Genomic DNA, 24,086 nt, shown 5'->3' on the forward strand with positions numbered 1-24,086 from the left:
CATGATCGGCAGGCGGCTGCGTCCACTTCGCACACCCCGCACACCCCCACCGCATCCCGCCAGGTCAGACCGCCAATGGCGGCTGCCGTACTAGGATGGGATGCTCTGCTCCTTCGAAAGGTCGCTCCTGACGATCCCGAGTTGTGGCGGCCGTTGTCGCCTCGCGAGGAGTCGTTTGACCGTCGGCTCTGCGAAGCCCTCTTCGATCACCTGGAGGATCTTCAGGGCGACGTATGACAAGCGGCTCTGATTCACCCATCGAGCCGGGGTTGCCATACCAGCGACCCCGGCTTGCTGCATCTACTGGCGGTCGGCCGCACCAGCGCGGGCCGCCGGGGATGCTGCCGACACGGCCCTGGCAGGGCGGATCCGGGTGGTGCACGCGTCTCACGACGGCACGTACGGGCACCTCGGATCACCCAGGGCACCGCCGAGCTGCGTGATGTCGGACTGGCGGTCAACCGTAGGCGGGTCGCCCGGGTGATGCGCCGCTTCGGCGTGCAAGGGCTGCGGTACCCAAGTGGGCGCCCGCACCTACGCCCCGACCATCGGTCGCTTCATCTCCTCGCCCAGATCGCAGCCGTTCTTGAGATGCCCCTGTTGCAGGCACCCGCGCAGGCGGGCGTGTCACCCTGCTGGGCGAACCACGCCGGGTACCACGAGGACGACATGCCCCCTGGAATGATCGATCAGACCTGGTTGTGGATCGAGTACGGCGGCGAGTTGCTCGATGCGGATGCGAACGGCGTCTACGGGTTGGAGTCGATCGCCGGGACCGGCCCGCCGTGGGTGTATGTCTGGGCCGCTGCCCTTCCAGATCGTCAAGCAACCGGTTAGGGGCGATAGCGCCAGATTCCTTGGAGCGCCGAGCGTTGCCCATGCCGGATGCGCCTTAACAGGCGAGGGGGCGGCTGGGCCGCTTCCGGGCCGTCTGGGCCGTCGCTGGGTCGTCAAGTGCCGACCAAAGATGACCGAGGACGACCAGCAGCACCCGAGGAAACAGCAGGTTAGCCACCCGTGCGGGCGGCTGGCCTGGTGGGCGACGGACGAGTCGACCTGTACGCCGGATTCTGCGAGCATGCAGATGATGTCTCGACCGCGCCTCGCCCTTATCGCCAGCACCCTGACGTTGGTCTCAGCTGCCGTCGTCGGATGCTGCGCTCCCGCGCTCCTAGAGCCCCAACCGCCGTGGGGTGACCCAGTCGCCGACCGGGCAGAGTGGGACCAAACCCTGCCGTGGCTGCTCGCTGCTGACGGCGGCTTCCTCCTGGTCGCGTTTCCTCTCCCCAAGGCCGGCGCAGACGACCGCCACGAGCGCCAGGAGCACCCAGGGGCCATCGCCGCGCCGGCCTAGCAGCGTACGGGCTCAGGTGTGCCGCACTGCTTTGGGAGTGCCAGCCGATCCAGGAGCGGCCCTCGAAGTGGTCGAGCCCGACGGCCGTCTTGAGTGCGGGGTAGTCGTGCTCGACGGCCAGCGGCTCTTGGCGAGGCGGACCAGTTCAGTCAAGGATGTGTCGGCAGGCAGGTCGGACCGCCAGTAGTTGCTGGGCTCGTCCTGGTCGGGGGCCACTGCAGGAGCAGCCAGCATTCTGGCAGGACAGGTCTTCACCGCACTCGGATCCGCGCTGATGGCCCGGCCGGCGGGACTCACCCGCAGGGCGACGAAGTGCCCGGCCAACTCGCCGACAGGCCGGTCCAGGGCGCGGTCGCCTGCGGGTAGCCGGGCACGCCAGCGCACCAGACTCCGTCAGTCAGGGAAGGCGGGGATCACGGGCGGCTGGTACTCCTTCGCGGTGGTGTCACGTGTCGACTGCCGGATGAGCATGCGTAGTGTGCCGAGCAGGTGCTCCTGAACCGCCTTCGCTGCTCCCGCTGGGTTGCCCGCAAGAACCTCGTCGTAGATGCGCTCGTGGACTGACAGGATGTCCGACAGCGTGCGCGTCCTGGTGGTGGACAGACCCAGGGAGTGCATCTGCGACCGGACCTTCGCGACGGCCTCGACCACCCGTGAGTTCCCCGCAGCCCGCAGGATCGCCTCGTGGAAGGTCAGGTCGTGCTTCTGGAACTGCCGCTCGTTGCCGGCCTCGCATGCCGCGCGCATTCCGGCGAACGCCGATTGGAACGCCTCCCGGTGCTCCTCGGGCATGTGCTGGGCGGCGCGGTACGCGGCCGGCGCCTCGAGGAAGATCCGCAACATGTAGATCTCCTCGATGTCCTGCGTGGAGAGCTCGAGAATCCGCACGCCCTTGCTGCGCTCGAATCGCACCATCCCGTTGCTGGCCAGCTGGAGAAGAGCCTCGCGAACCGGGGTACGTGAGACTCCGAGCTGGTTGGACAGCTCTACGACCGAGTACAGCGTCCCTGGTGCCAGCTCGCCGGCGAGGATCGCGTCACGGATTTGCTCGAACACGCGCTCCGTCAGGGATGCCTGATCGATCACCAGTGGCTTCACGACACGATCCTTCTCTGTTGCCCGGCCCGGTTGTTCTTCATAGTGCCTCTTTCAAAGAAAGGACAAGTCAGCGCCCTGACTTGCCGGCAGGACGGTCTCGGCGTAGAGGCGCCGCCAACCGCGCTGCGGTGCTGCCGGAGGCACGTAGTCGCGCAGCCTGCGCTGTACCTCATCGTCGTCGACGAGGAGGTCCAGACGACGTGCGGCGATGTCGAGGCGGATCAGGTCGCCGTTGCGGACGACCGCGAGGGGCCCGCCGGCTGCTGCTTCCGGGTCGCAGTGCAGTACGACCGTGCCGTACGACGTTCCGCTCATCCGGGCGTCCGAGATCCGCACCATGTCGCGCACCCCTTGGCGGGCCAGCTTGCGGGGGATCGGAAGCGCGCCGGCCTCCGGCATCCCCGCTGCCTTCGGACCGGCGGAACGGAGCACCAGCACGTGCTCGGGTGTGATGTCGAGATCCGGGTCGTCTAGCACCGAGGCGATGTCCTGGTCCGCGTCCAGCACGAACGCCGGCCCGGTGTGTTGCAGGAGGTGCGGGCTGGCGGCCGAGGTCTTGAGCACCGCACCGTTGGGGGCCAGCGAACCGCGCAGGACCGCAAGCGCGCCGGGGGGCCCGAGCGGGTCCTCGAGTGAGCGGATGGTGCTCTGCCACTGTTCCTTGGCGAGAACGTCTCCTAGCAGCTCGTGAAGGGCGCGGCCGGTCACTCCGATGGTGGTCGTGTCGAGTTCGGGCTCGAGGACCTTGAGCAGTGCGGGCAGGCCGCCGGAGTAGTGGAAGTCCTGCATGTAGTTCTGTCCCGAGGGCTTGCAGTCGACCAGCAGCGGCACCTTGGCGCCCACGGTGTCGAAGTCCGCGAGCTTGAGGTCCACGCCCGCCCGGCGGGCGACGGCGACAAGGTGCACCAGCGCGTTGGTGGATCCGCCCAGTGCCGCGAGCACTCGAATGGCGTTGTCGAAGGCTGCGCGTGTGAGGACATCGCGGGGGAGCGGGCCGCCCTGCTCGGCTAGGGCGACCGCGTGACGCCCGGTCGCCACACCGTGGCGCAGCCGTTCACCTGTGGAGGCGCCCGGGGTGGCGCCGCCGGGCAGCATCATGCCGAGGGCCTCCGTCATGCACGCCATGGTGGAAGCGGTGCCCATCACCGCGCACGTGCCTGCGGTAGTGACCAGTTCGCCGCGCGCTTCGGTGATCTCGTCGGTGTCCAGCTCGCCGGCGCGGTGGCTTGCCCAGAGCCGTCGGCAGTCGGTGCAGGCGCCCATCCGCTCTCCCCGCCAGCTGCCGGTCATCATCGGCCCTACGACCTCGAGAAGAACCGGTTTGTCCGACGAGGCCGCCGCCATGAGTTGCGCCGGAACGGTCTTGTCGCAGCCGCCGAGCAGGATGGCGGCATCCATGGGCAGCGCGCGGATCATCTCCTCGGTGTCCATCGCCATCAGATTGCGGTAGAGCATCGAGGTGGGGGAGGTGAGGATCTCCCCGAGGGAGATGGTCGGGAACGTCATCGGCAGCCCGCCGGCCTCCAGGACGCCGCGTTTCACCGCCTCCACCAGCGCTGGCATGTCCCGGTGGCAGGTGTTGTAGCTGGACGTGGTGACCGCGATGCCGATGACCGGCCGCTCCAGGTCGACGTCGTCGTACCCACTGGACGCCAGGAAGCCGCGTCGCAGGAAACGGCTGAACTCCTCGTCGCCGTAGGCGGTGCGGCTGGAGTCGACGGCCGAGCCAGCGGACTTGGGGGGCATGTGGTGCCTCGTTTCTCGTGTACTAAGGCGGCGTCGGGGCGTCAGGAGGTGAAGGGCATGGCGAGGGGCCGCATCGGGGCCCCGGTCGCGCCGCGGATCTTCAGGCAGGCACCCACGAAGGCGAACTCGTAAAGGTTCTCGGCGGACAGTTGCTCGCAGTCGACGAGCTCCATCATCGGGACACCCGCTTCGCCGAGCAGGTAGGTGTGCACGACCTGCCAGTTCTCGTCGTCGTCGGCCGGCATCTGCTCGAGCGCGGAGTTGTCACCGCCGATGACCGACGCACCAGCCCGCGCCAGCCAACGCGCACCATCGAGATTGAGGCCGGGGCTGTTGTCGATGTACCGCGAGGGGTCGGGCCATTGCGTCATCCGGCCCGTCCGGATCAGGGCGATGTCGCCGGGGTGGAACTCCAGCTGCTGGCGGCGCAGGGCGTCGTGCAGGTCCTGGGCACTAATGCCGTAGTTGTCCGGAAGCATGTCCACGCCGTGCAGCGCGGCGACGTCGAACAGTACGCCACGGCCGATGATCGGCGGGATCTTGTCTGCTCCGCACTTGATCCAGTGGCGTGAGCTCAGGTGCTGGTCGGCGGAGAAGCCGTTCCAAATCTTCCCGCGGTACCCGAAGTGGTTGAGCGTGTCGATGTGCGTGCCAGTGTGCGTGTACATCGAAACGGCGTCGCCCGAGTACGCCACCAGCTCGTTCTGCTCTGGACCTGCCCCGGTGAGGTCGTCGAGCACTGTGCCCGGCGGTGTGTGCGTCATCCATTGCTGGAACGCCGGGTCACCCGCCTTGATCCAGGAAGGCATGCCCATGAACATGTCGACCGACAGGTCGATCGCGGCGCCCGCGTCGGCACGCTGCACTGCGTTGCGGGCGGCTTGCGGGGACAACAGGTTGAGCATGCCGATCTCGTCGTCGGGCCCGAAGGGGCTCTTCGTCACCTCACGGAACTTCGCCGCGTACCCAGCGATCTTCCTGCGCACCTCGTCAGTGATGATCTCCGGTCCGCACATGTCGGTGCCTCTCTTCCGGCCTAGTTCTCGGGGGTCTGGGTGAGGACGCCGTAGTGCTGCGGCTTGCGTTCGTCGAACACCGCGAGTTCGTACTCACCGGGAATGAAGACGAGCCGCTTGGTGCGTGCCACCTCGAGGTCCACGTCGGTGCCGAAGATGCCCTCGCGTTGGTCCGCGCGAACGAGCACCTCTCCGGTCGGGGCGACCACCTGGCTGCCGCCGAGGTACTTCGTGCCGTTCTCCTCGTCACCGCGGTCGGCCACCGCCAGGTACACGAGGTTCTCGACCGCTCGAACACGCGTGAAGTGCTCGGCGAGAAGTGTGGCGGAAGCCGGCCAGGCGGTTGGCATGGCGATCACGTCGGCCCCCTGCAGCGCCGGAACCCGTGCTGACTCCGGAAAGCGCAGGTCGAAGCAGATCATCAGGCCGATGCGACCGATCGACGTGTCGATCACCCGGGGGGCGCGGTCGTCACCGGGCGACACGAACCGGTCGGCTCCGAAGAACGGCAGATGCTGCTTCCGGTAGCGGCCGAGGATTCCGTCTCCGCTGATCAGGAGGGCCGAGTTGTAGACGTCCGATCCCTCCAACTCCAGCAGACCCACCACGGCGAGCACGTCAGCGTTGCCGCAGGCTTCCACCAAGGCGGCCAGACGACGATCCGCGGTGGTGAGGGCGGCCGCGCGCGTCTGTTCCGGGCTGTCAAACATGTAGCCGCTGAGCGTGCACTCGGGGAAGACGACAAGGTCGTGCCCCAGGTGGCCCGCATTGCGGATGTGGGCTGCCGTGATGCTCACGTTGCGGTCGAGAGCACCCGGGGCCGACGGCACCTGCGCCACGGCCACGCTGACCAGCGAGTTGGTCTTGGTCTCCACCTGGGGCTCCTCGTTCGGGGACGGAACTGAAGGCGACTTGCATGAGTATTGACATGCTGCATGCAGCATGTCAATCTTCCCCGCATGTTCAAGGAGCAAGCCGCATGACCGGCGTAATCGTGACTGGAGCCGGCGGTGGCATCGGCGCCGACACCGCCCGGCTGTTGGCCGAGCGTGGCAGCGGCGTGCTGCTGGTGGACCGCAACGGTGACAGCGTCCGCCGCACCGCCGACGAGCTGACCGGACGTGGGCTCGATGTCCTGGCGAGGCCGGCAGACGTGACCGACGAAGCCGCCGTTGCCGGGTTCGTGGCGGAGGCCCGCCAGCGCTGGGGCACTCTGTCGGGGCTCGTCAACTGCGCCGCGACGATGAGTTCCCGGGCCCTGACGGAGACCACCCTGCAGGAGTGGTCGCAGGTCATGGCGGTGAACGCGACCGGCACATTCCTGACGTGCAAGCACGCAGTCCGCGCGTTCCTGGAGCAGGACAGCGGCGGCGCGATAGTCAACACGTCATCGATCTCCGGACACGTCGGGCTACCCAAACAGCCGGCGTACTGCGCATCCAAGGGTGCTGTCGTCCAGCTGAGCCGGCAGATCGCCGTGGATTACGCCCAGCACGGCATCCGGTGCAACGTCGTCAGCCCTGGATCGGTGGAGACGGCCCAGCTGAGGGGCTACCTGGCTAGCCAATCCGATCCCGCTGCGGCCGAAGATCAGCTGATCGCGGCGCATCCACTGCGGCGAATCGCCGAGCCGGCCGAGATTTCCGGCGTGATCGCATTTCTCCTCGGACCTGAGGCGGCCTTCATCACCGGAGCCGACCTGCCCGTCGACGGCGGCTACACCGCTGTCTGAGCCGCTCGCGTTGTGCCCGGAGCAGCGAAAGGACCAATTCGATGACGATCGACGTGCAGCAACCGGACCGGACGGGCAAGCTGTCGTCCCGACGTCCAAGGTTGCGCCCTAACCCGTTCACGACGGTCTGGATCATGACCGCGGCGCTGTTCATGATCAGCCCTCTGCTCGCCCCCGGGAGCCTCTCCGGATCCGCGCTGGCCTCGATGCTGCCCTTCGCGGCGATCCTCATGATCGCCGCGCTGGGGCAGTCGCTCGTGATCGCACACGGCGGCATCGACCTCTCCGTGTCGGGTGCCGTGGCCCTAGCTGCTGTGTTCGTCACCAAGGTTCCCGAGATGCTGGGCGTGTCGCTGCCTGTCGCCGCACTGCTTGGCCTGCTCGTCGGGGCCGGCGCCGGAGTGCTCATCGGGTTCGTCGTCGTGCACGTCCGCATCGCCGCCTTCGTCGCAACCCTGGCGATGAACTCCATCCTCATCGGTGTCGTTCTCGCCGTCTCAAAAGGCTTCCCGGGATCAGCCAACCCCAACTTCAGCAGCTTCTCCGTCGGTTCGGTGCTCGGCATCCCGAACCTGCTCCTCGTCGCCCTCGCGTTGACGCTCCTAGTGCAGTGGATGCGTCGCCGAACCGTGGTGGGACGCCGATTCATGGCTGTCGGCGCCAGCGTCGAGGCCGCCCGCCTCGTGGGCATCCGCACCCGCCTGTACCAAGTGGGCGCCTACGCCGCCGCCGGCGTCCTCTACTCACTCGCCGGCATGCTGCTGGCCGGATACCTGCGAACCCCCGACATCCTGCTCGGCAACTCCTACCAGCTGTCGTCCATCGCGGCGGTGGTCCTCGGAGGGAGCCTTCTCGCCGGCGGCATCAGCAACGCACTCGCCACGGCCGTCGCGGCGTTGTTCCTCACTCAGCTCAACCAGGTTGTCCTGGCAGCAGGGGCTCCGACCTCAATGCAACTGCTGGTGCAGGCCGTTGTCTTGGCGCTGGCGGTCTCGCTGCACCGGATTCCCGTGACCGCTCTCCTCGGACTGCGCAAGCGCCCGCAGCGACGCTGACGAAGCTTCCCCGATCACTCGACTTTCAACGCATTCCTCAGATTGGAGACCGGCATGGCAACCAACCGTGTCCTCGCCGCGGCGACGTTCGCGATGGCGACACTGCTCACCGCCTCGGCGTGCGCAGCCCCAGCGGACGACTCCGGAGGCGGCAGCAAAGCCGCCGAGGTCTACGCCGACAAGGCACGTGTCGGTGAGGTGAGCGACCTCAAGTCGATCGACGAGTTCTGCGGCGACAAGCCGCTCAAAGTCGCTCTGGCAGACGGCACCGGAGACAACGCCTGGCGCAAGACCGCGCGCGCAGAGTTCGAGGACGAAGCGAGCAAATGCCCCAACCTCACCGTCATGCCGTACTCCGACGCGCAGAACAACCCGCAGAAGGCGATCAGTGACATCAAGGCACTCGTCTCACAGGGCGCCGACGCCATCGTAGTGTTCCCCGATGCCGGCGAGGCCCTCCTGCCCACGCTTCGCGAGGCATACCAAGCCGGCGTGGCGATCGTGCCATGGACGGCCAACCCGGGCGGCACCCCGGGCAAGGACTACACCACCTTCGTCGGCCACAACACCGTGAACGACGGCCGCACCTGGGCTCGCTGGACCTGCCAGCACCTAGGTGACGCAGGCGGGAACGCCATCTTCCTCGGCGGCACTCCGGGCAACACACAGAGCACCACCGAGATGAAGGGCATCCAGGAAGAACTCGAATCCAACAAGGCGTGCGCCAACGTCAAGCTGCTCAATCAGCCCGGGAAGCCCATCGACACGGACTGGAACCCTGCCCAGACCCAGCGGGTCGTCTCCGGGCTTCTCACGAAGTACCCGCAGATCGACGCGGTGATCTCCGACTCGGGTGACGGCTCCCTCGGTGGTATCCGTGCCTTCCTCTCCGCCGGTCGCAAGCTACCGCTGTGGACGGCCAACGACCTCAACGGGTTCGCCTGTGAGTGGCACCGCCTGCACAAGCAAAACCAAAGCTTCAACACCGTGACCGTGTCGAGCAGGACATGGCTGGTGCGGCTGGCGTTGCGCAAGGCGATCGCCGCCAAGCAGGGAATCAAGAACGACGAGCCGGAGATCGTCAACATCCCGATCCACGAGGACACCTTCGACGCCAGCAAGCAGCCGCGCTGCGAACCGGACCTGCCCAGCAGCGCGATCCTCAGCGCTGACCTCACCGACGAACAGTTCAAGCGCATCTACAACTGATCAGGTCTCCTGCCGGCCGCGACAGCAACACCGCTCGCGGCCGGCACGGAGGAAAGGACGGACCCACATGGTGGAGCGCACGCCGTTGCTGGTGATGAAAGGTGTCACCAAACGCTTTCCCGGCGTACTGGCACTGAACTCCGTCGACTTCGATGTCCGGCCCGGTGAGATCCACGCGCTCGTGGGAGGCAACGGAGCCGGCAAGTCGACGCTCATGAGCGTGGCATCCGGCGCCCTCGCGCCCGACAGCGGCTCGATCCAGATCGACGGTCAAAAGATCACCGAGGTATCGCCGGTAGCCGCTCGGGAACTCGGGCTGTCCATCGCGTTCCAGCATCCCGCGTTGCTGCCCGACCTCACCGTCACCGAAAACCTGATGCTCTCCGTGCCGGCTCGGAAGCGGCCACCGTTCTCAAAGGCGACCGAATGGGCACGCAAACGGTTGGAACCAATGGGCATGCCCATCCGCCCTGAGGCGCGGGTGGAGACCCTCACCCTCGCCGAAAAGCAGGCGGTGGAGATCTGCGGGGCACTCGCCTGCGACCCGCAGGTAGTGATCTTCGACGAGCCGACCGAACCCTTCATGGCAGCAGAAACCGAACAGCTCTTCACCCAGATACGGACACTGGCAGCCACCGGCGTCGGCATCGTCTACATCAGCCACCGGCTGCCCGACGTGCTCGCCCTCGCCGACCGAATCACCGTGCTGCGAGACGGGCAGATCCGGGGGACCTACAACGCCGCGGAGGTCACCGAGCAGGAGATCATCACGCGCGTCGCGGGACGTGAGGTCGACGCGATGTTCCCGGACCGCGCGCAGGCGCTGGGAGAGCCGGTGTTGCACGTGCGCGGCCTGCGTGCTCCCGGACTGAAAGGCGTCGACGTCGACGTCCGGCGCAACGAGATCCTCGGCCTGGCAGGCGTCGAAGGCAACGGCCAGCGGGAGTTCATCCGTGCCCTCGGCGGCGCCATCGCCGGCAGAGGAAACGTACAGGTGGAAGGCAAAACCGCTGACCTTCGCACCCCACGGGCGGCACGTGCCTCCGGAATCGTGCTGATGCCCCAGGAGCGGCACGTCGAAGGCCTGGCACCGATCCATTCGGTGGGGGAGAACCTGTCGATCGCCGCAACTGCACAATCCGCAAACAACGGCGTGATCCGGCTGTCGCAGGAGCACGAACTGGTGCGCCGGACAATTGCCGAGATGGGCATCAAGACCCCGTCGGAAGACACCGCCGTGAAGACCCTGTCGGGTGGCAACCAGCAGAAGGTCGTGCTCGGGCGTGCCCTCCTCTCCGAGCCCACGGTGCTGCTCTGCGACGAGCCCACCCAGGGCATCGACGTCGGCGTCCGCTCGGACATCTACCACCGCCTTCGCGGCCACGCCAACGCCGGCGTGCCAGTGGTCGTGCTGAGCTCGGACAACGTGGAGCTCGCCGGCCTCTGCGACCGCGTGCTGGTGTTCTCCCGGGGAGCGGTGGTCGCCGAGCTCGTCGGGGACAAGGTCACCGACCACGCCATCACCGCTGCCTCGCTGACCGAAGCCGGGTCCAACCGCGATGCTTCCGCGCCACGCTCCGACAAGCGGCGCGTCGGCCGGCTGACCAGGCTGCTGACCAGCGAGCAGGGCCCAAGCGCATTCCTGTTGCTGGCCATCGCAGCACTCACACTGGTCGGCATCGGCCAAAGCGACCGGTTCCTGTCGAGCTTCAACATCTCCAGCATGCTGGGCCTGATCGCACCGCTGATCTTCCTGGCAGCAGGACAGCTGTTCGTGATGCTGACCGGCGGAATCGACCTCTCGGTCGGACCGCTCTGCGGCGCCCTCGTCGTCGTCGCCTCCTTCTACCTGCGTGACGGTGTGGGCCTGACATGGTGGCTCATCGGCATCGCATTGATGGTCGCGCTCGCCTTGGCAGTCGGGTTACTCAACGGCGCCCTGGTCAGGTTCGCTGCAGTCACGCCGGTCGTGGCGACCCTGGTCACCTACACCGGCCTGCAGGGGTTGTCGCTGCTCATGCGGGACACCCCAGGCGGCACCATCGCAGCGCCGATCATGTCGTTCCTGACCGCGAAGATCGGTCCGGTGCCCTGGGTGATCCTGGCCGGCGTCGCGATGCTGCTCCTCCTTGAGCGTGCCTCCCGACGCACACTCGCCGGGCTGCGCCTGCGCGGCACCGGCTCCGACCACGAGGCAGCGCATCGCCGCGGTGTGCCCGTGGGAGCGGTGTACCTCGCGGCGTACATCGCATCCGCGATGTGCACGCTGCTAGGGGCGTTCTTGCTGATGGCACAGATCGGCGTCGGCGACCCCACCGCCGGCACGTCCTACACGCTCGCCAGCATCACTGCCATCGTCCTGGGAGGTGCCTCAGTCTTCGGCGGTCGCGGGAGCTTCTTCGGCGCACTGCTCGGCGTGGTGCTGCTCCAGGTCACCCAAACGACTGCTGTCTTCGCCGAGCTCTCGCAGGCGTGGCAGTACTGGCTACCTGGTCTGATGGCCCTGGCCGCCACCGGCGTGTTCGCTCAGGCGCAGCGTCGGGCAGCCTCGGAGGCCGTCGTTTCGAACCCTGAGTAATCACAGGACGTGCACAGAATTTGTCCGGTAATACGCGCGATGAGGCCGGTGTCGGACGTGATCCGACGCCGGCCTCTGGCGTTCCACAGCGTCTCTGATTACAGATCTTGAATTGTCGGCTTGATCGATGTCGCTCTGGCGTGCCTGCGTGACGGCGATCGATGGCCTCTTGCAGGCCGGAGGGATGAGGTATCCCGACGTTGGCGGCCTGACCGCGCAAGGGCGGGCCAGACGAGAGGTGGTACGGCGTCAGGCCGCTGACTGGTTCGCCGAGGGTATGACCGTGCCAAGTCCGCGCCAGCCCACTCGGCGAAGCTGCCTGGAAGGGCTTGGGCGGGCGGTGAAAGTGGGGTTTGTGGTGGTGATCGTCAGGTGCGGGGCGGTGTTACCAGGCCGGTTTCGTACGCGATGATGACCAGGTGTACTCGGTCGCGGGCGTTGAGCTTGGCGAGTAGTCGTGTCACGTAGGTCTTGGAGGTGGCGACGCTGATGGACATCGCGGCGGCGATTTCGCTGTTGGAGAGGCCGCGTCCGATGAGTGTCAGCACTTCGCGTTCCCGTTCGGTGATGCCGTTGACTATCGGCCGTGGTTGCGGCTTTGGTTCGGGTCGGCTGGCGAATTCCTGAATCAGGCGGCGGGTGACGCTGGGGGCGATGAGCGCGTCGCCGGCGGCGACGACGCGGATCGCGGTGAGGATGTCGTCGAGGGCCATGTCTTTGACGAGGAACCCTGAGGCGCCGGCGCGCAGCGCGGCGTAGACGTACTCGTCGTGATCGAAGGTGGTCAGGACGACGATCCGCGGGGCGTCCGGTTGGCCGGTGATCGCGCGGGTGGCGTCGATGCCGTCGGTGTCGGGCATGCGGATGTCCATGACGACCACGTCGGGTTGCAGGTCGGTGGCGAGCTGGATGGCTTCTGCCCCGGTGCTGGCTTCGCCGGCGACGTCGAGGTCGACGGCGTCGTTGATGACCATCCTGAGCGCGCTGCGGACGAGGGGCTGGTCGTCGGCGAGGACGACGCGGACGGTCATCGCGGCGCTGCCGGTACGGGTAGGCGGGCGATGACGTGGAAGCCGCCTTCGGGGCGGGGGCCGGCGTGAAAATGACCGTGTAGCAGTTGAACGCGTTCCCGCATGCCGGCGATGCCGTGTCCGGTGCCCGTGCGCTGGGCGCGGCAGCGTCCGTCGTTGTCGATCGTGATGGCGAGCTCGTTATCCCGCTGGTCAATGGTGACGCGACAGGTGGTGGTGGCGGCGTGGCGGATCACGTTGGTGATGGACTCCTGGATGATGCGGTACGCGGAGATGCCGAGGTCGGTGGGCAGGGGCCGGTGGTCGCCGAGCCACCGCAGCTGGACCTGAAGGCCGGCGGCGCTGGTCGCTTCGGCCAGTCGCTCGACGTCGGCCAGGCCAGGCGCCGGGCCGAACGACGCCGGGTGTTGAGCCGCGTCGGTGTCACGGAGGAGACCGAGCATGCGCCGCAGTTCAGTAAGGGTCTGCCGGCTGGCAGTTTCCACGGCCGTCATCGCGGACCGTGCAGCGGACGGCTGGGTGTCGATGACCCGGCTGGCCGCGCCGGCTTGCAGGGCGATGATGCCGATGCTGTGCGCGACGCTGTCGTGCAGCTCGCGGGAGATCCGCAGACGCTCGGCGGTGACCGATTGAGTGGTTGCCTGGGCCACCATTGCGTCGGCGTGTTCGCGGGCTTGCCGGATCGAGTTGCCGGCCAGCCAGGCGACGATCGCGCTGAGCGCGACGGCCAACTGGGTCGAGGTGCCGATCGGGTAACCAAGCAGTACCCGCGCGACCGCGTAGCCGGCCAGCACCCCGACTCCCGTGGCGATAGCCGCGATCGACGTCCGCCGGGACTGGGCCGCGGCGATGAAACACAACGCCACGTCGACGGCCAGGAACTGCAGAAACGCGATCTCGGTCGAGTTGAGCGCCATCGCTGCGGCGACCGACCCGGCCAGCAGCAGCACGACGGCCGGCAGCGGTCGCCGGCGCAGCAGGGCGCTGCCCGTCAGCGCCAGGGCGGTGGCCACCACCAGATAGGACCAGGATTGAGCCGCACGGTCCAACGGATCCCGGAACGGGATGACTGGTACCTCTACCTCGCCCGGCAACCGGACGAACATGACAAGCGAGTACGCCGTAGCGACACACCAGGTCAGTGCCGTCCAGACCCCCGGCGGCACGGCCTTGAGCAGCGGCAGCCTCGTGGCGGTGGACATGCGCCGATCGTAATCTCGCGTGTTCGGCAGAGCGTCGGCCGTCGGTTGTACAACCACGGTCGACAGCCGACCGGTGCGATTGTCACCGGCGGTGCGATGCGGCCCGGGCCCACCCTGCGGGAGCGTTGGCGGCGTGATCGAAGTCAACCAACTGACCAAGCGTTACCGAAAGGTCACGGCCGTCGACGGCCTGTCGTTCACGGTCCGCCCTGGGCTGGTGACCGGGTTCCTCGGCCCGAACGGGGCCGGCAAGTCCACCACGCTACGCATGATCCTCGGTCTGACCGAGCCCACCAGCGGCACCGCCACCATCGACGGACGCCGGTTCCGCGACCTGCCCCGCGGGCTGCGGCACGTCGGCGCGCTGCTCGACGCCGGCGACGTCCACGGCGGCCGCAGCGCCAGTGCCCACCTGTGGGCCCTGGCCCGCAGCAACGGCCTGCCGCGCCGGAGGGTCGACGAGGTCTTGGAGCAGGTGGGGTTGGCCGGCGCGGCTGGCCGGCGCATCGGTGGGTTCTCCCTCGGCATGAAACAGCGGCTGGGTATTGCCACCGCCCTGCTCGGCGACCCGCCGGTGCTGCTGTTCGACGAACCGATCAACGGCTTGGACCCCGAAGGCGTGCTGTGGGCACGTGGCCTGTTCCGGCGGTTGGCCGCCGAGGGGCGCACCGTGTTCGTCTCCAGCCATCTGATGAGCGAGATGCAGAACACCGCCGACCAGCTCGTCGTCATCGGCCGGGGCAGGCTGATCGCCGCCGAACCCCTGGCCGAGTTCGCGGCCCGCAGCACCAAGCAGCAGGTCACCGTGCGTACCCCAGACGTCACGGCGCTGGCCGCTCTGCTGACCGCCGAGGGCGCCACGGTCACCGCACACGGCGACGGTGGCTGCACCGTGACCGGGCTGACCGCTGCCCGCATCGGCCAACTCGCCTTCGACCACCGGATCCTGCTACACGAAGTCACCACCCAAACCGCCTCCCTGGAAGAAGCTTTCATGGAACTGACCGCCGACAGCGTCGAGTACCTCGCCGGAGGCCAGCGGTGACCGCCACCCGGACCCGCGCCGCCCGGTTCCGCGACCTGGTCGGCGCCGAGTGGATCAAGCTGTGGTCGCTGCGCTCCACCTACGGGGTACTCGCGGTCGGCGCGCTGATCTGCGTCGGGATCACCGCGAACTCCGCCCGCTCCAACGTCGCCCTCATCGCCAGAAGCGCTTCACCGTTGCAGCGCCTCGGCATTGACCCGATGATCGCCGCCTTTATGCAGGAGGCCTTTCAGATCCTCGGGGTCGTCGCGGGCAGCGTGGGCGCCATCATGATCTTCGGTGAGTACACGAGTGGGCTGATCTGGACGACGTTCACCGCCGTACCGGCCCGCCGGTCGGTGGTGCTGGCCAAGGTCGTCGTCATGACCGCGGTCATGACGGCCTTCGGGGGGCTCGTCTCGGCGACGTCGTTCGGCCTCACCCAGGCGATCTACCACCAAGAACACATCGGTCTGTCGATCACCGCACCCGGCGCGTTCCGGGCGTTCGCCGCGTCCGCGCTGCTCGCCCCGGTGTGCGCCCTGTTCGGCATGGCGCTCGGCGCGGTCATCCGGCACGCCGCCGGCACGATCGTCGCCGCGATCGGCGTGCTGTTGCTGGCACCGGCGCTGTTCCAGGGCGAGACGTACCGCTGGGTCAAGGAGATCGGAAACGCCATGGTCTACCCCGCGTGGGCAGCCCTGGTGAAGAACCCGGCGCATCAGATCCTGGCTGTCCCTGGACGGCCGAGCCCCGGCGCCCCCACGGAGAAGTACCCGGTGACGATCACCGAGGCATGGATCGTGTTCGCGGCCTGGGCGATCGCGGCCGTCGTCATCGCAGTTACCACGGTGGACCGCCGTGAGGTCTGACCACGGCGGCGCCACCGCCGCAACCGCTTCGTCCGCGCCGCTGCGTCGTCGTCCTGCTCGTTGCCGGACTGGCGACAGGCGCAAGATTTCCACGATCTCCCTGCCGCGTTTCACGCTGGCCATGTCAAGGCGGCTATGGCGATGTTGCCGGATTGATCAGCCCCGTTTGGTAGGCGAGGACGACGGCTTGGACGCGGTCGCGGAGTCCGAGCTTGGCGAGAATGTGGGCGACGTGGGTTTTGACGGTCGATTCAGAGACGGTGAGGCGGTCGGCGATTTCGGCGTTGTTGAGGCCCTCGGCCAGCAGGCGCAGGACTTCGAGCTCGCGTGCGGTCAGGGCGGCCAGGTCGCGGGGAATCGTGAGCGTCTCGCTGTGGTGGCGGCGGGCGAATCGTTCGACGAGGCGGCGGGTGATCGCGGGCGCGAGGAGCGCGTCGCCGGTGCGGACCAACCGGACGGCGGCGAGCAGGTGTTCGGGGCTGACGTCTTTGAGGAGGAATCCGCTGGCTCCGGCGGTCAGCGCCGTGTACACGTACTCGTCGAGGTCGAAGGTGGTCAGCATGATCACGCTTGGCTGGTCGGCGACGGCGCCGGTGAGGATGCGTCGGGTGGCCTCCAAGCCGTCCAGTTCAGGCATTCGGATGTCCATGAGGACCACGTCGGGGCGGGTGCGCCGGACGGCTTCGACCGCTTCGTTGCCGTTGGTGGCCTCGGCGACCACGTCGATGCCGTCGCTGGTCAGGATCATCCGGAAGCCGGCCCGGACCAGTGCCTGGTCGTCGGCGATCACGACGCGTAGTGGCAGGGTCACGGGGCCTCCAAGGGGATTTGTGCGTGGACGCGGTAGCCGCCGGTGGGGCGTGGTCCGGCGAGCAGGGTTCCACCGTAGACGGCAAGCCGTTCCCGAAGCCCGATCAACCCGCGCCCGCTGCCGGTCGCTGCCGGCCCGCGCGGTGTACCGGTGGCGTTGACCACCTCTACCCCCAGGTGGTCGGCGTGGTAGTCGACGACGACAGTCGCGGACGCGCCGGCCGCGTACTTGACGGTGTTGGTCAGCGCCTCCTGCACCACCCGGTAGGCCGCCAGCTGAATCCCGGCCGGCACGGGACGTGGCTGCCCGATCACGCGTAGCTGGACCGGCACGCCGCTGGCCCGTACGCCGGCGACGAGTGCGTCGAGCCGGTCGAGGCCGGGTTGGGGTGCGAGGTCGGCGGAGCCGGCCAGATCGGCGCCGTCGGCGTTCATCGTCAGCAGCCCCATCACGTGACGCAGCTCGGACATCGCCGCCCGGCCGCCGGCCTCGACCGCAAGCAACGCCTCGCGGGCCTGCTCCTGGTCGGCCGCCATCACCCGGCGAGCGGCGCCGGCCTGGATGACCATCATGCTGACGTTGTGCGTCACGACGTCGTGCAGTTCCCGGGCGATGCGGGCGCGTTCCTGTTCGGTAGCGCGGCGTAGCGCCTCCTGCCGTTCGCGTTGCAGCGCGGCCGTCCGCGCGCGTTCCTCTTCGGCCCGGCGCCGCCACCTGCGCAGCCCGTCTGTCGCGATGGCGATGGGGATCAGCACCAGGAACGGGACGGCGTCGGCGGAGACGGTGGGCAATGCCGACGATGACTGGAGCTGGTTGTACAGCAGGGCCGCAGCCGACTGGCTCGCCAGCGCAGGAAGCCGGTACGGGCTGTAGACCGCGGCGCTGTACGCGGCAATGACGCAGGCGTAGAACGAGAATCTCAGCGTGGCGCGGTCGTCGGTCACCGTGGCCACCGCCACGGCCGTGCCCATGACCATCCAGAGCGCCGCCAACGGATAGCGGCGCCGCACCGCCAGTGGCGCCGCGATGAGCAGCATTACGATCGCCCAGACGAGGTGATGCTGGGCCAGCGCCGGAACGTTCGCCGCGAGGGTGTCCGCCGGTTCCGGCGGGATCGGTGGTTCCGGGGGATCCGGCCGTCCCGGCACGGCGATGTCCCCGGTGACGGCGGTGGAGGACACGCCGTAGCTCGCCTGGATCGCGACGAGACCCAGGCCGAGCGCGAGGACCGCGTCGAAGACGTGGGTGCGCCGGGAGGGCCGTGGCAACGGACCCGATGGTCGCAGCAGCTGGCTCAGCCATGCCCGCAGCTGGTGCGTCATCGTTGCCACCTTCGTCACCCGGCCCATTCTGGCCGTGCGCCACGGCCGACGGTATCGGTCTGAAGATCCATTGGGCTCACGCCGAGAGCGTAGGCCGTAAGGATGACCTGCATCGTCGTCATCCCGCGGGGCTGCCGAAGATCGCTCGCCGGGCCGACGCGTCCGGATACCGACCGCGCCTAGCGTCGTCCACCAGCGCATCAGCAAGGCGAGGGAGACGACGATGACCGTGCCAGCCATCGAGCTGCACGAGGTAACGCGACGATACGACGATGGGCCGCCCGCACTGCATCACACGACGCTGAGCATCGCGCCCGGCGCGGCGGTCGCCGTCCTCGGGCCGTCCGGCAGCGGCAAGTCCACGCTGCTCAACCTGATCGCGGGTCTGGACCGGCCGAGCGGCGGCACCGTGACCGTGGACGGCGTACGCGTCGACAAGCTCACCGAGGCAGGTTCGGCCCGCTACCGGCGCGACAAGATCGGCATGGTGTTCCAGTTCTTCAACCTGCTCGACGACCTGACCGTCATCGACAACGTCGTCCTGCCCGCGCAGCTGTCCGGCATGACGCGCGGTGCGGCCCGCCTCCGCGCCGAGGAGTTGCTGGACGCGCTCGGCGTTGCCCGGCACGCCGCAGCCTATCCCGGCCGGCTCTCCGGCGGCGAACGGCAACGCGTCGCCGTGGCCAGGGCGCTGATGAACCGGCCAACGCTGTTGCTGGCCGACGAACCGACCGGCGCGCTGGACACCGCCTCCGGTGACGAGGTCAAGCGGCTGTTCACCGACCTGCACGCCGACGGCCAGACGATCGTCCTGGTCACGCACGACCTGGCCCTGGCGCAGTCGTGCGCAACCCGCACGATCCGGCTCGTGGACGGCCGGGTCGTCGCCGACAACACCCGAGCTGTCACGGTGGGGCGGGCCCGATGAGCGCGATGGGCCGCGTGGTGCGCTCCGGCGTGGCACGCCGCCGGACACAGACCGTGGTGATCGGGCTGGCCACGATGATGGCGGTGACCGCTTCGGTGCTCGGCGGGTCCCTGGTGGCCGCCTCCAGCGGGCCGTTCGACCGCGCGTTCACCCAGCAGCACGGCGCGCACCTCACGGCGCAGTTCGACGCGGCCAAGACGACGCCCGCGCGGCTGGCGGCCTCCGCGCGGGCCACCGGCGTCATCGCGGCCGCCGGCCCGTTCCCGACCGCGACCGCCGCGCCACGCGATGCCGCCGCCGACATCGACCTGCCGCCGATGACGATCGTCGGCCGCGCGACGCCCGGCGGACAAGTGGACCGCGTGCCGCTGAGCCAGGGACGGTGGGTGAACGGCCCCGGCCAGATCGTGCTCTCCGCCGACTACCCCGTCGGGCCGTCCCCGCTGCATACCGTCCTGCGCTTTCCCGACCTGCCGGGGCAGCCGACGCTGACGGTGGTCGGCGTCGCCCGGTCGGTCACCCGTACCGCCGACGCCTGGGTGGCACCGTCCGACGTCGCCACGTTGACCGCACCCGGCGCGACCGGCGGGTACCAGATGCTCTACCGCTTCGCCGAGGCGCGCACCGCCGCGCACGTCGACCGGGGCCAGGCGGCGGTGGTCGCGCTCGTCGGATCGCGGGCGCTGGCCGGGGCGCAATCGTGGCTCACCGTCAAGGACGCCAACGAGCGCGAAGTCGCGCTGTTCCTGCCGTTCCTGGTCGCGTTCGGGGCACTGGGCCTGGTCATGTCCGTGCTCGTCGTCGGCACCGTGATCGCCGGCGCGGTCGGCACCGCAACGCGACGCATCGGCGTCCTCAAGGCCATCGGGTTCACTCCCGCGCAGGTCGTGCGGGCGTACGTGACCCAGGCGCTGATTCCGGCCGCGGTCGGCATCGCGACCGGGGCCGTGGCCGGGAATCTCCTGGCCCTCCCAGTGCTGGCCGACACCGATCAGCTCTACGGCACCACCACCACCGGCGTCACCTGGTGGGTCGACGCCGTCGTGGTCATCGGCGCGCTGGGCCTGGTGGCGCTGACCGCGTGGGCCGCGGCGCTGCGGGCCGGCCAGCTCCGCACCGTCGATGCGATCGCCGTCGGACGTACGCCCCGCCCCGGCCGCGGGCAATGGGCGGCCCGGCTGACCGCCCGGCTCCCGCTGCCGCGACCGGTCAGCCTCGGACTGGCCCACCCGTTCGCCCGGCCCGCCCGCGCCGCCGCAGTGCTCGCCGCGATCATGTTCGGCGCGACCACGGTCACCTTCGCCGTCGGCGTGGCCGCTTCACTGAACCAGGTGCAGATCGCCAAGGACCACGCCGCCGCCGACGTCGTCATCGACACCTTCGCCCCACCGCGCGGAACCGGCCCCGCCCCCAACACCGCGCCACGAGCGTTGAGCGCCGACGACACCGCGACGATCACCGCGGCGATCCAGGCGCAACCCGGGACGGGCAAGTACTACAGCGTCGCCACCACCCAGGTCGCCGTCGCCGGGATGACCGGATTCGCCCGCCTCGACGCCTTCACCGGTGACGCCTCCTGGGGCGGCTACGAGCTGGTCTCCGGCAGGTGGTTCACCCGCCCTGGAGAGGCGGCGGTGCCGAGCACGTTCCTGACCGCGACCGGCACCCGGATCGGCGACAGCGTCGTGCTGACCGACCACGGCAAGGCGGTGCCGGTCCGGATCGTCGGCGAGGTGTTCCACCCGACCAACAACCTGCTGATGTTCGCCGACGCCGCGACGTTCACCGCCACGAAGCCGAACCTGACCGCCGCGAGCTACCACATCCGCCTGGCCGATGGCGTCGACGTGACCCGGTACCTCACCGGCCTGAACAGCGCGCTGGCAACCTCGGGCTTCACCGCGGAGCCGGAACGGTCCACGGGCAGCAGCGGCACCATCGTGCTCCTCGACGCGCTGGCTGCTCTGCTCACCCTGATGCTGGTTGCCGTCGCCGCCATGGGCGTGCTGAACATGGTCGTGCTCGACACCCGCGAACGTGTCCGCGATCTCGGTATCCACAAGGCGTTGGGCATGACGCCCTGGCAGACCATCGCAATGGTCATCGCATCGGTGGTGGTGACCGGACTGGCCGGCGGCGCGATCGGCGTCGCGATCGGCGTCGCCGTGCACCGGGCAGTCACACCCGCGATGGGCCACCGTGCCGGCATCAACCTGCCCGCCTCCGTCACCGACGTCTACCAGCCGACCATGCTGCTACTCCTCGGTCTCGGCGGCCTGCTCATCGCCGTCGCTGGCGCGTTCCTGCCGGCCGGCTGGGCCGCCCGCACCCGCACCGCCGTCGCCCTGCGCACCGAGTAACCGCCTCGATGGCAGCGGCCCGTCGGCGCGAGGAGACACGCCGTTCGTTGACCAGAGTCGAGGGCTGGCGTATTCGCCGGCCAGTTGGGGCAGGGTCCAGGAGATGGTCAAGTTCGATCCGACCGTGGCCGGCGATCAGGTCTTCGGCGTAGTTGCGCTGCCACCGGCACGACGACGCCCGGTCCTGGTAGTCGACGTGGACATCCGCCCGTAGAAGGCGAAGCGGATGCCCGGTGGGGGTGATGTTGTCGGGCGCCGCGCCCGTTGGCGGCTCGAGCTGTCGTCGTGGAATACGTCGGTTCGGGCCAGCGCCCCGCCAATGTGCGCTGGAAACACGGGGAGCAGCAAATTTCATAGATCGCTTCCCACCCGCACCTCAACCGTGCAAGAGGAGTCGCCGGCCGTCCGGCGAGGATCGTGCCCGCCAGGGCCGCTACGCCGATGATCGGCAGCAGACCGCCGAGTCGTCCATACGGTATGTATGCTTGCTGACCGAGACCTGCCCCTCCAACTCATGCCATCCCACCCATTCGCCGGGTGACGCTGGCCAGATCGGAGCGACATGGGCTGCTCACACGCTCAGGACTGCCCTCTCTTTCCGCTGCTCAACGCGAGCTTGAGCGCCTGGCGTAACAACTACTGCGACAGTGCGGAGGGTTGGCTGACATGTGCTCGGTACCAGCTGTACAGGACAGGCCAGCTCGTGCCGATCACGCTCCTGCCGAATGGAGTCGACGCGTTCAACCGGCGGCGGCCCGTACCTGCGGCAGTACCGACGTCCACTCAACCGGTGAACGCACGCCGCCCGTGGACATCAGCAACATCGCGAGAGGTATCGGATGGATTACCGGCTGTGGAAAGCGCAGGTGCTACGGAGCCGAATCCACCGGTAAACCACCCGGATCGCTCAGGCGCGCGAGACAAGGTCAGCGATGCATGGGTGCTTGCCGTCGCCGATGATGCGAAACGCCGCGGCGGTGAACGGCTGCACGTGTGGGTGACAAGCCAGGAGAAGCCGTGGACTGCTCCTTTTCCCATCCCACAGCCAGGGGAGCCTTCTCACGCCGACGGACCGGTGGTGGTCGCCGTCGCCTGGTTCGAGCCAGCCAGCGCCGCGTTGACGGAAACACTCACTGGCTCGCGGTGCGAAGCGCAGGTGGAGGCGGCGATCTTGTTTGGCCTGCCGCGCTGGACATCGGCGACACATCCGGCGAGGGTGACCACCTGGGGTGTGAGTCCGCACGCTATGGGTCTCGCGTTGCGTGACCCGACCGGTCACCCATTCGCCTACGGCGTCGGCGAGATACCGTCCACTTGGACGACCGCCGCGAGGGCGCTGGGCGCCGTCGCCGCCGTCTACGGAGTTGGTCCCCTGCAGCAGGCAGGGCACCCCGAGCCGCTTCCGGCTCAACGGCTCACCGATGCGCGACGCGACGGAACCGTCGCCGCCGCATGGGTGCCACTGCTCGAGTGACAGGCCGAGGCCGCCCCCTTTACCCGGCCAGGGTGCCGCAACTCGCGGTCGCCGTCCGCCGTATACGGGTGCTGAAGACGTGTTCACGGGGATGAGGCCCTGTACGTGCCAAACCCGGTGCAGGGTCTGTGAACTCGGGTTTCGTTGATCCGATTATGCCGCCCGCTGGTACTCGTTGATGACGCCGCTGAGGACTCGGCGGCGTCGTATCGGCGCGTTGATCGGGATGACGACAGCCGGGGCGTGGTTCGGTGGGTGCTGGGCGAGGCTCCGGTGTGGACAATGCCCGTTGAAGTGGGCGGCGTATCCGTCGAGCACGGCACGGGCGTGACGTTCGTTGTAGATCAGGAGTCTGTCGGTGCACCCGTGCCGGACGCTGCGGATGAATCGTTCTGCGTAGCAATTCGCCCGAGGGGCTCGGGGCGGGATCTTCACCAGTCAACGCCGTCGGCGGCGAACACCTCGTCGAAGCATCGGGTGAACTTCGCGTCCCGATCGTGGATCAGGAACCGGAACGACGTGACCGGGTCGCCGAGATCCATCACCAGGTTGCGGGCCTGCTGGGTGGTCCAGGCCGCAGTCGGATGCGCCGTGGCACCGCGAACGTGCACCCGGCGGCTTGCGACCTCTATTACGAACAGCACGTACAGCTTCTCGTTTAACCTCGGTCGCTGGTGGTTCCTGGCAGTCCTTCGTGGATGCCGGCGTTTCGTGCTCGACGTGAGGACGGCCACCGCTGATGCTCTTCCGGTTCCTGGCAAGAACACGAAGATCAAGGCGGTGGCCGGCGAGAGCGCCACCCTACAACGCCGAAACCACCAGCGCGACCAGCGACACCGCCGCCGAGACGCCCAACGGTCGCGGACGAGCCGGTCAGCGTGAACAGCTGCGTGGGAATGGCCAGCCGACGTACCTGGTCTCACCGCGCCCGCGCCGGCATGGGATCTGGCGGCCGCGCAGCGCGAACGCTCGGCGCGCGGCGCCGACCGGGGCGCGGGCCTGGCCCCGCGCCAGCCGGGTGAACCAGACGGCCGACGCGGACGCGTCATCGGCCACGGGTAACGGCCGTCCGGCCGCCCGAGGCCGTAGTAGGGCGTGTTGATCAAGGCGGCGTCCGACATGATCACCTTGCGATCGCTATTCATCCATACGGTATGTATGCTTGCTGGCCGAGACCTGCCCCTCCAACTCATGCCAACCCGCCCATTCGCCCCGGGTGCTGGCCAGATCGGAGTGACATGGGCTGCTCACACGTGCGGGAATGCCCTCTCTTC

At 68.5% G+C, this 24,086-nt stretch carries 20 protein-coding genes and 1 pseudogene; 10 read left to right on the plus strand and 11 right to left on the minus strand.

What is annotated here, in order from left to right:
* Positions 1-681 precede the first annotated feature (681 nt).
* Positions 682-837 (plus strand): hypothetical protein, encoded by a 156-nt coding sequence (locus tag ACFYM6_RS34825; protein WP_387281725.1) that lies wholly within the window; start codon positions 682-684, stop codon positions 835-837.
* 554 nt (positions 838-1,391) lie between these two features.
* On the opposite strand, the pseudogene ACFYM6_RS34830 reads toward ACFYM6_RS34825, so the two are convergent.
* From ACFYM6_RS34830 to ACFYM6_RS34850, 5 genes and pseudogenes are all read right to left on the minus strand, one after another.
* Positions 1,392-1,741, minus strand: a pseudogene (locus ACFYM6_RS34830) (IS701 family transposase); the annotation flags it as partial.
* A 6-nt stretch (positions 1,742-1,747) separates the two neighbouring features.
* Positions 1,748-2,452, minus strand: a complete 705-nt coding sequence (locus ACFYM6_RS34835) for a GntR family transcriptional regulator (protein ID WP_387281726.1) — start codon at positions 2,450-2,452, stop codon at positions 1,748-1,750.
* A 51-nt stretch (positions 2,453-2,503) separates the two neighbouring features.
* Complete coding sequence (locus ACFYM6_RS34840) at positions 2,504-4,198, minus strand: dihydroxy-acid dehydratase (protein WP_387281727.1); 1,695 nt, start codon at positions 4,196-4,198, stop codon at positions 2,504-2,506.
* Positions 4,199-4,239: 41 nt separating this feature from the next.
* The gene (locus ACFYM6_RS34845) at positions 4,240-5,214 is read right to left on the minus strand and encodes a cyclase family protein (RefSeq protein WP_387281728.1); all 975 of its coding nucleotides are present in this window, start codon (positions 5,212-5,214) and stop codon (positions 4,240-4,242) included.
* Between the two features lie 20 nt (positions 5,215-5,234).
* The gene (locus ACFYM6_RS34850) at positions 5,235-6,089 is read right to left on the minus strand and encodes a carbon-nitrogen hydrolase family protein (protein WP_387281729.1); all 855 of its coding nucleotides are present in this window, start codon (positions 6,087-6,089) and stop codon (positions 5,235-5,237) included.
* 104 nt (positions 6,090-6,193) lie between these two features.
* Here ACFYM6_RS34850 and ACFYM6_RS34855 point away from each other — a divergent pair, with 104 nt between their 5' ends.
* From ACFYM6_RS34855 to ACFYM6_RS34870, 4 genes are all read left to right on the plus strand, one after another.
* Positions 6,194-6,946 carry an SDR family NAD(P)-dependent oxidoreductase gene (locus ACFYM6_RS34855; protein ID WP_387281730.1) on the plus strand — a complete coding sequence of 251 codons (753 nt, stop codon included), beginning with the start codon at positions 6,194-6,196 and terminating at the stop codon, positions 6,944-6,946.
* A 41-nt stretch (positions 6,947-6,987) separates the two neighbouring features.
* The gene (locus tag ACFYM6_RS34860; RefSeq protein WP_387281731.1) at positions 6,988-8,001 is read left to right on the plus strand and encodes an ABC transporter permease; all 1,014 of its coding nucleotides are present in this window, start codon (positions 6,988-6,990) and stop codon (positions 7,999-8,001) included.
* Between the two features lie 54 nt (positions 8,002-8,055).
* Positions 8,056-9,210, plus strand: a complete 1,155-nt coding sequence (locus ACFYM6_RS34865) for a substrate-binding domain-containing protein (protein WP_387281732.1) — start codon at positions 8,056-8,058, stop codon at positions 9,208-9,210.
* Positions 9,211-9,277: 67 nt separating this feature from the next.
* A complete protein-coding gene (locus ACFYM6_RS34870; RefSeq protein WP_387281733.1) occupies positions 9,278-11,788 on the plus strand; it encodes an ATP-binding cassette domain-containing protein in 2,511 nt (836 codons plus the stop codon).
* Positions 11,789-12,156: 368 nt separating this feature from the next.
* Here the strand turns inward: ACFYM6_RS34870 and ACFYM6_RS34875 are convergent, their stop codons facing one another.
* Both ACFYM6_RS34875 and ACFYM6_RS34880 read right to left on the minus strand, forming a co-directional pair.
* Positions 12,157-12,819, minus strand: coding sequence for a response regulator (locus tag ACFYM6_RS34875; RefSeq protein WP_387281734.1), 663 nt, complete (start codon positions 12,817-12,819; stop codon positions 12,157-12,159).
* Positions 12,816-13,832, minus strand: coding sequence for a sensor histidine kinase (locus tag ACFYM6_RS34880; RefSeq protein WP_387281735.1), 1,017 nt, complete (start codon positions 13,830-13,832; stop codon positions 12,816-12,818). Before ACFYM6_RS34880 ends, ACFYM6_RS34875 begins: the two co-directional genes overlap by 4 nt.
* A 322-nt stretch (positions 13,833-14,154) precedes the next feature.
* On the opposite strand from ACFYM6_RS34880, the gene ACFYM6_RS34885 reads away from it, so the two are divergent.
* The gene (locus ACFYM6_RS34885) at positions 14,155-15,066 is read left to right on the plus strand and encodes an ABC transporter ATP-binding protein (RefSeq protein WP_387281736.1); all 912 of its coding nucleotides are present in this window, start codon (positions 14,155-14,157) and stop codon (positions 15,064-15,066) included.
* Positions 15,063-15,917 carry a hypothetical protein gene (locus ACFYM6_RS34890; RefSeq protein ID WP_387281737.1) on the plus strand — a complete coding sequence of 285 codons (855 nt, stop codon included), beginning with the start codon at positions 15,063-15,065 and terminating at the stop codon, positions 15,915-15,917. The genes ACFYM6_RS34885 and ACFYM6_RS34890 overlap by 4 nt, the downstream gene beginning before the upstream one ends.
* A 133-nt stretch (positions 15,918-16,050) precedes the next feature.
* Here ACFYM6_RS34890 and ACFYM6_RS34895 read toward each other — a convergent pair whose 3' ends face one another.
* Positions 16,051-16,728: a response regulator gene (locus ACFYM6_RS34895; protein WP_387281738.1), complete on the minus strand. Its 678-nt coding sequence runs from the start codon at positions 16,726-16,728 to the stop codon at positions 16,051-16,053.
* Entirely contained in the window at positions 16,725-18,050 is a 1,326-nt protein-coding gene (locus ACFYM6_RS34900; protein ID WP_387281739.1) for a sensor histidine kinase, read from the minus strand. Before ACFYM6_RS34900 ends, ACFYM6_RS34895 begins: the two co-directional genes overlap by 4 nt.
* Positions 18,051-18,273: 223 nt before the next feature.
* On the opposite strand from ACFYM6_RS34900, the gene ACFYM6_RS34905 reads away from it, so the two are divergent.
* The 3 genes from ACFYM6_RS34905 (at position 18,274) to ACFYM6_RS34915 (ending at position 22,812) form a co-directional block, all read left to right on the plus strand.
* Complete coding sequence (locus ACFYM6_RS34905) at positions 18,274-18,978, plus strand: ABC transporter ATP-binding protein (RefSeq protein ID WP_387281740.1); 705 nt, start codon at positions 18,274-18,276, stop codon at positions 18,976-18,978.
* The gene (locus tag ACFYM6_RS34910; RefSeq protein ID WP_387281741.1) at positions 18,975-21,338 is read left to right on the plus strand and encodes an ABC transporter permease; all 2,364 of its coding nucleotides are present in this window, start codon (positions 18,975-18,977) and stop codon (positions 21,336-21,338) included. Before ACFYM6_RS34905 ends, ACFYM6_RS34910 begins: the two co-directional genes overlap by 4 nt.
* 940 nt (positions 21,339-22,278) lie before the next feature.
* Entirely contained in the window at positions 22,279-22,812 is a 534-nt protein-coding gene (locus ACFYM6_RS34915) for a hypothetical protein (protein WP_387281742.1), read from the plus strand.
* 153 nt (positions 22,813-22,965) lie between these two features.
* On the opposite strand, the gene ACFYM6_RS34920 is transcribed toward ACFYM6_RS34915, so the two are convergent.
* Both ACFYM6_RS34920 and ACFYM6_RS34925 read right to left on the minus strand, forming a co-directional pair.
* Complete coding sequence (locus ACFYM6_RS34920) at positions 22,966-23,247, minus strand: integrase core domain-containing protein (protein ID WP_387281743.1); 282 nt, start codon at positions 23,245-23,247, stop codon at positions 22,966-22,968.
* On the minus strand, positions 23,244-23,456 hold the full coding sequence (locus ACFYM6_RS34925) for a hypothetical protein (RefSeq protein ID WP_387281744.1): 213 nt from the start codon (positions 23,454-23,456) through the stop codon (positions 23,244-23,246). Before ACFYM6_RS34925 ends, ACFYM6_RS34920 begins: the two co-directional genes overlap by 4 nt.
* Positions 23,457-24,086 lie beyond the last annotated feature (630 nt).

Source organism: Micromonospora sp. NPDC006431 (genome assembly GCF_042870725.1).
Classification (GTDB): domain Bacteria; phylum Actinomycetota; class Actinomycetes; order Mycobacteriales; family Micromonosporaceae; genus Micromonospora.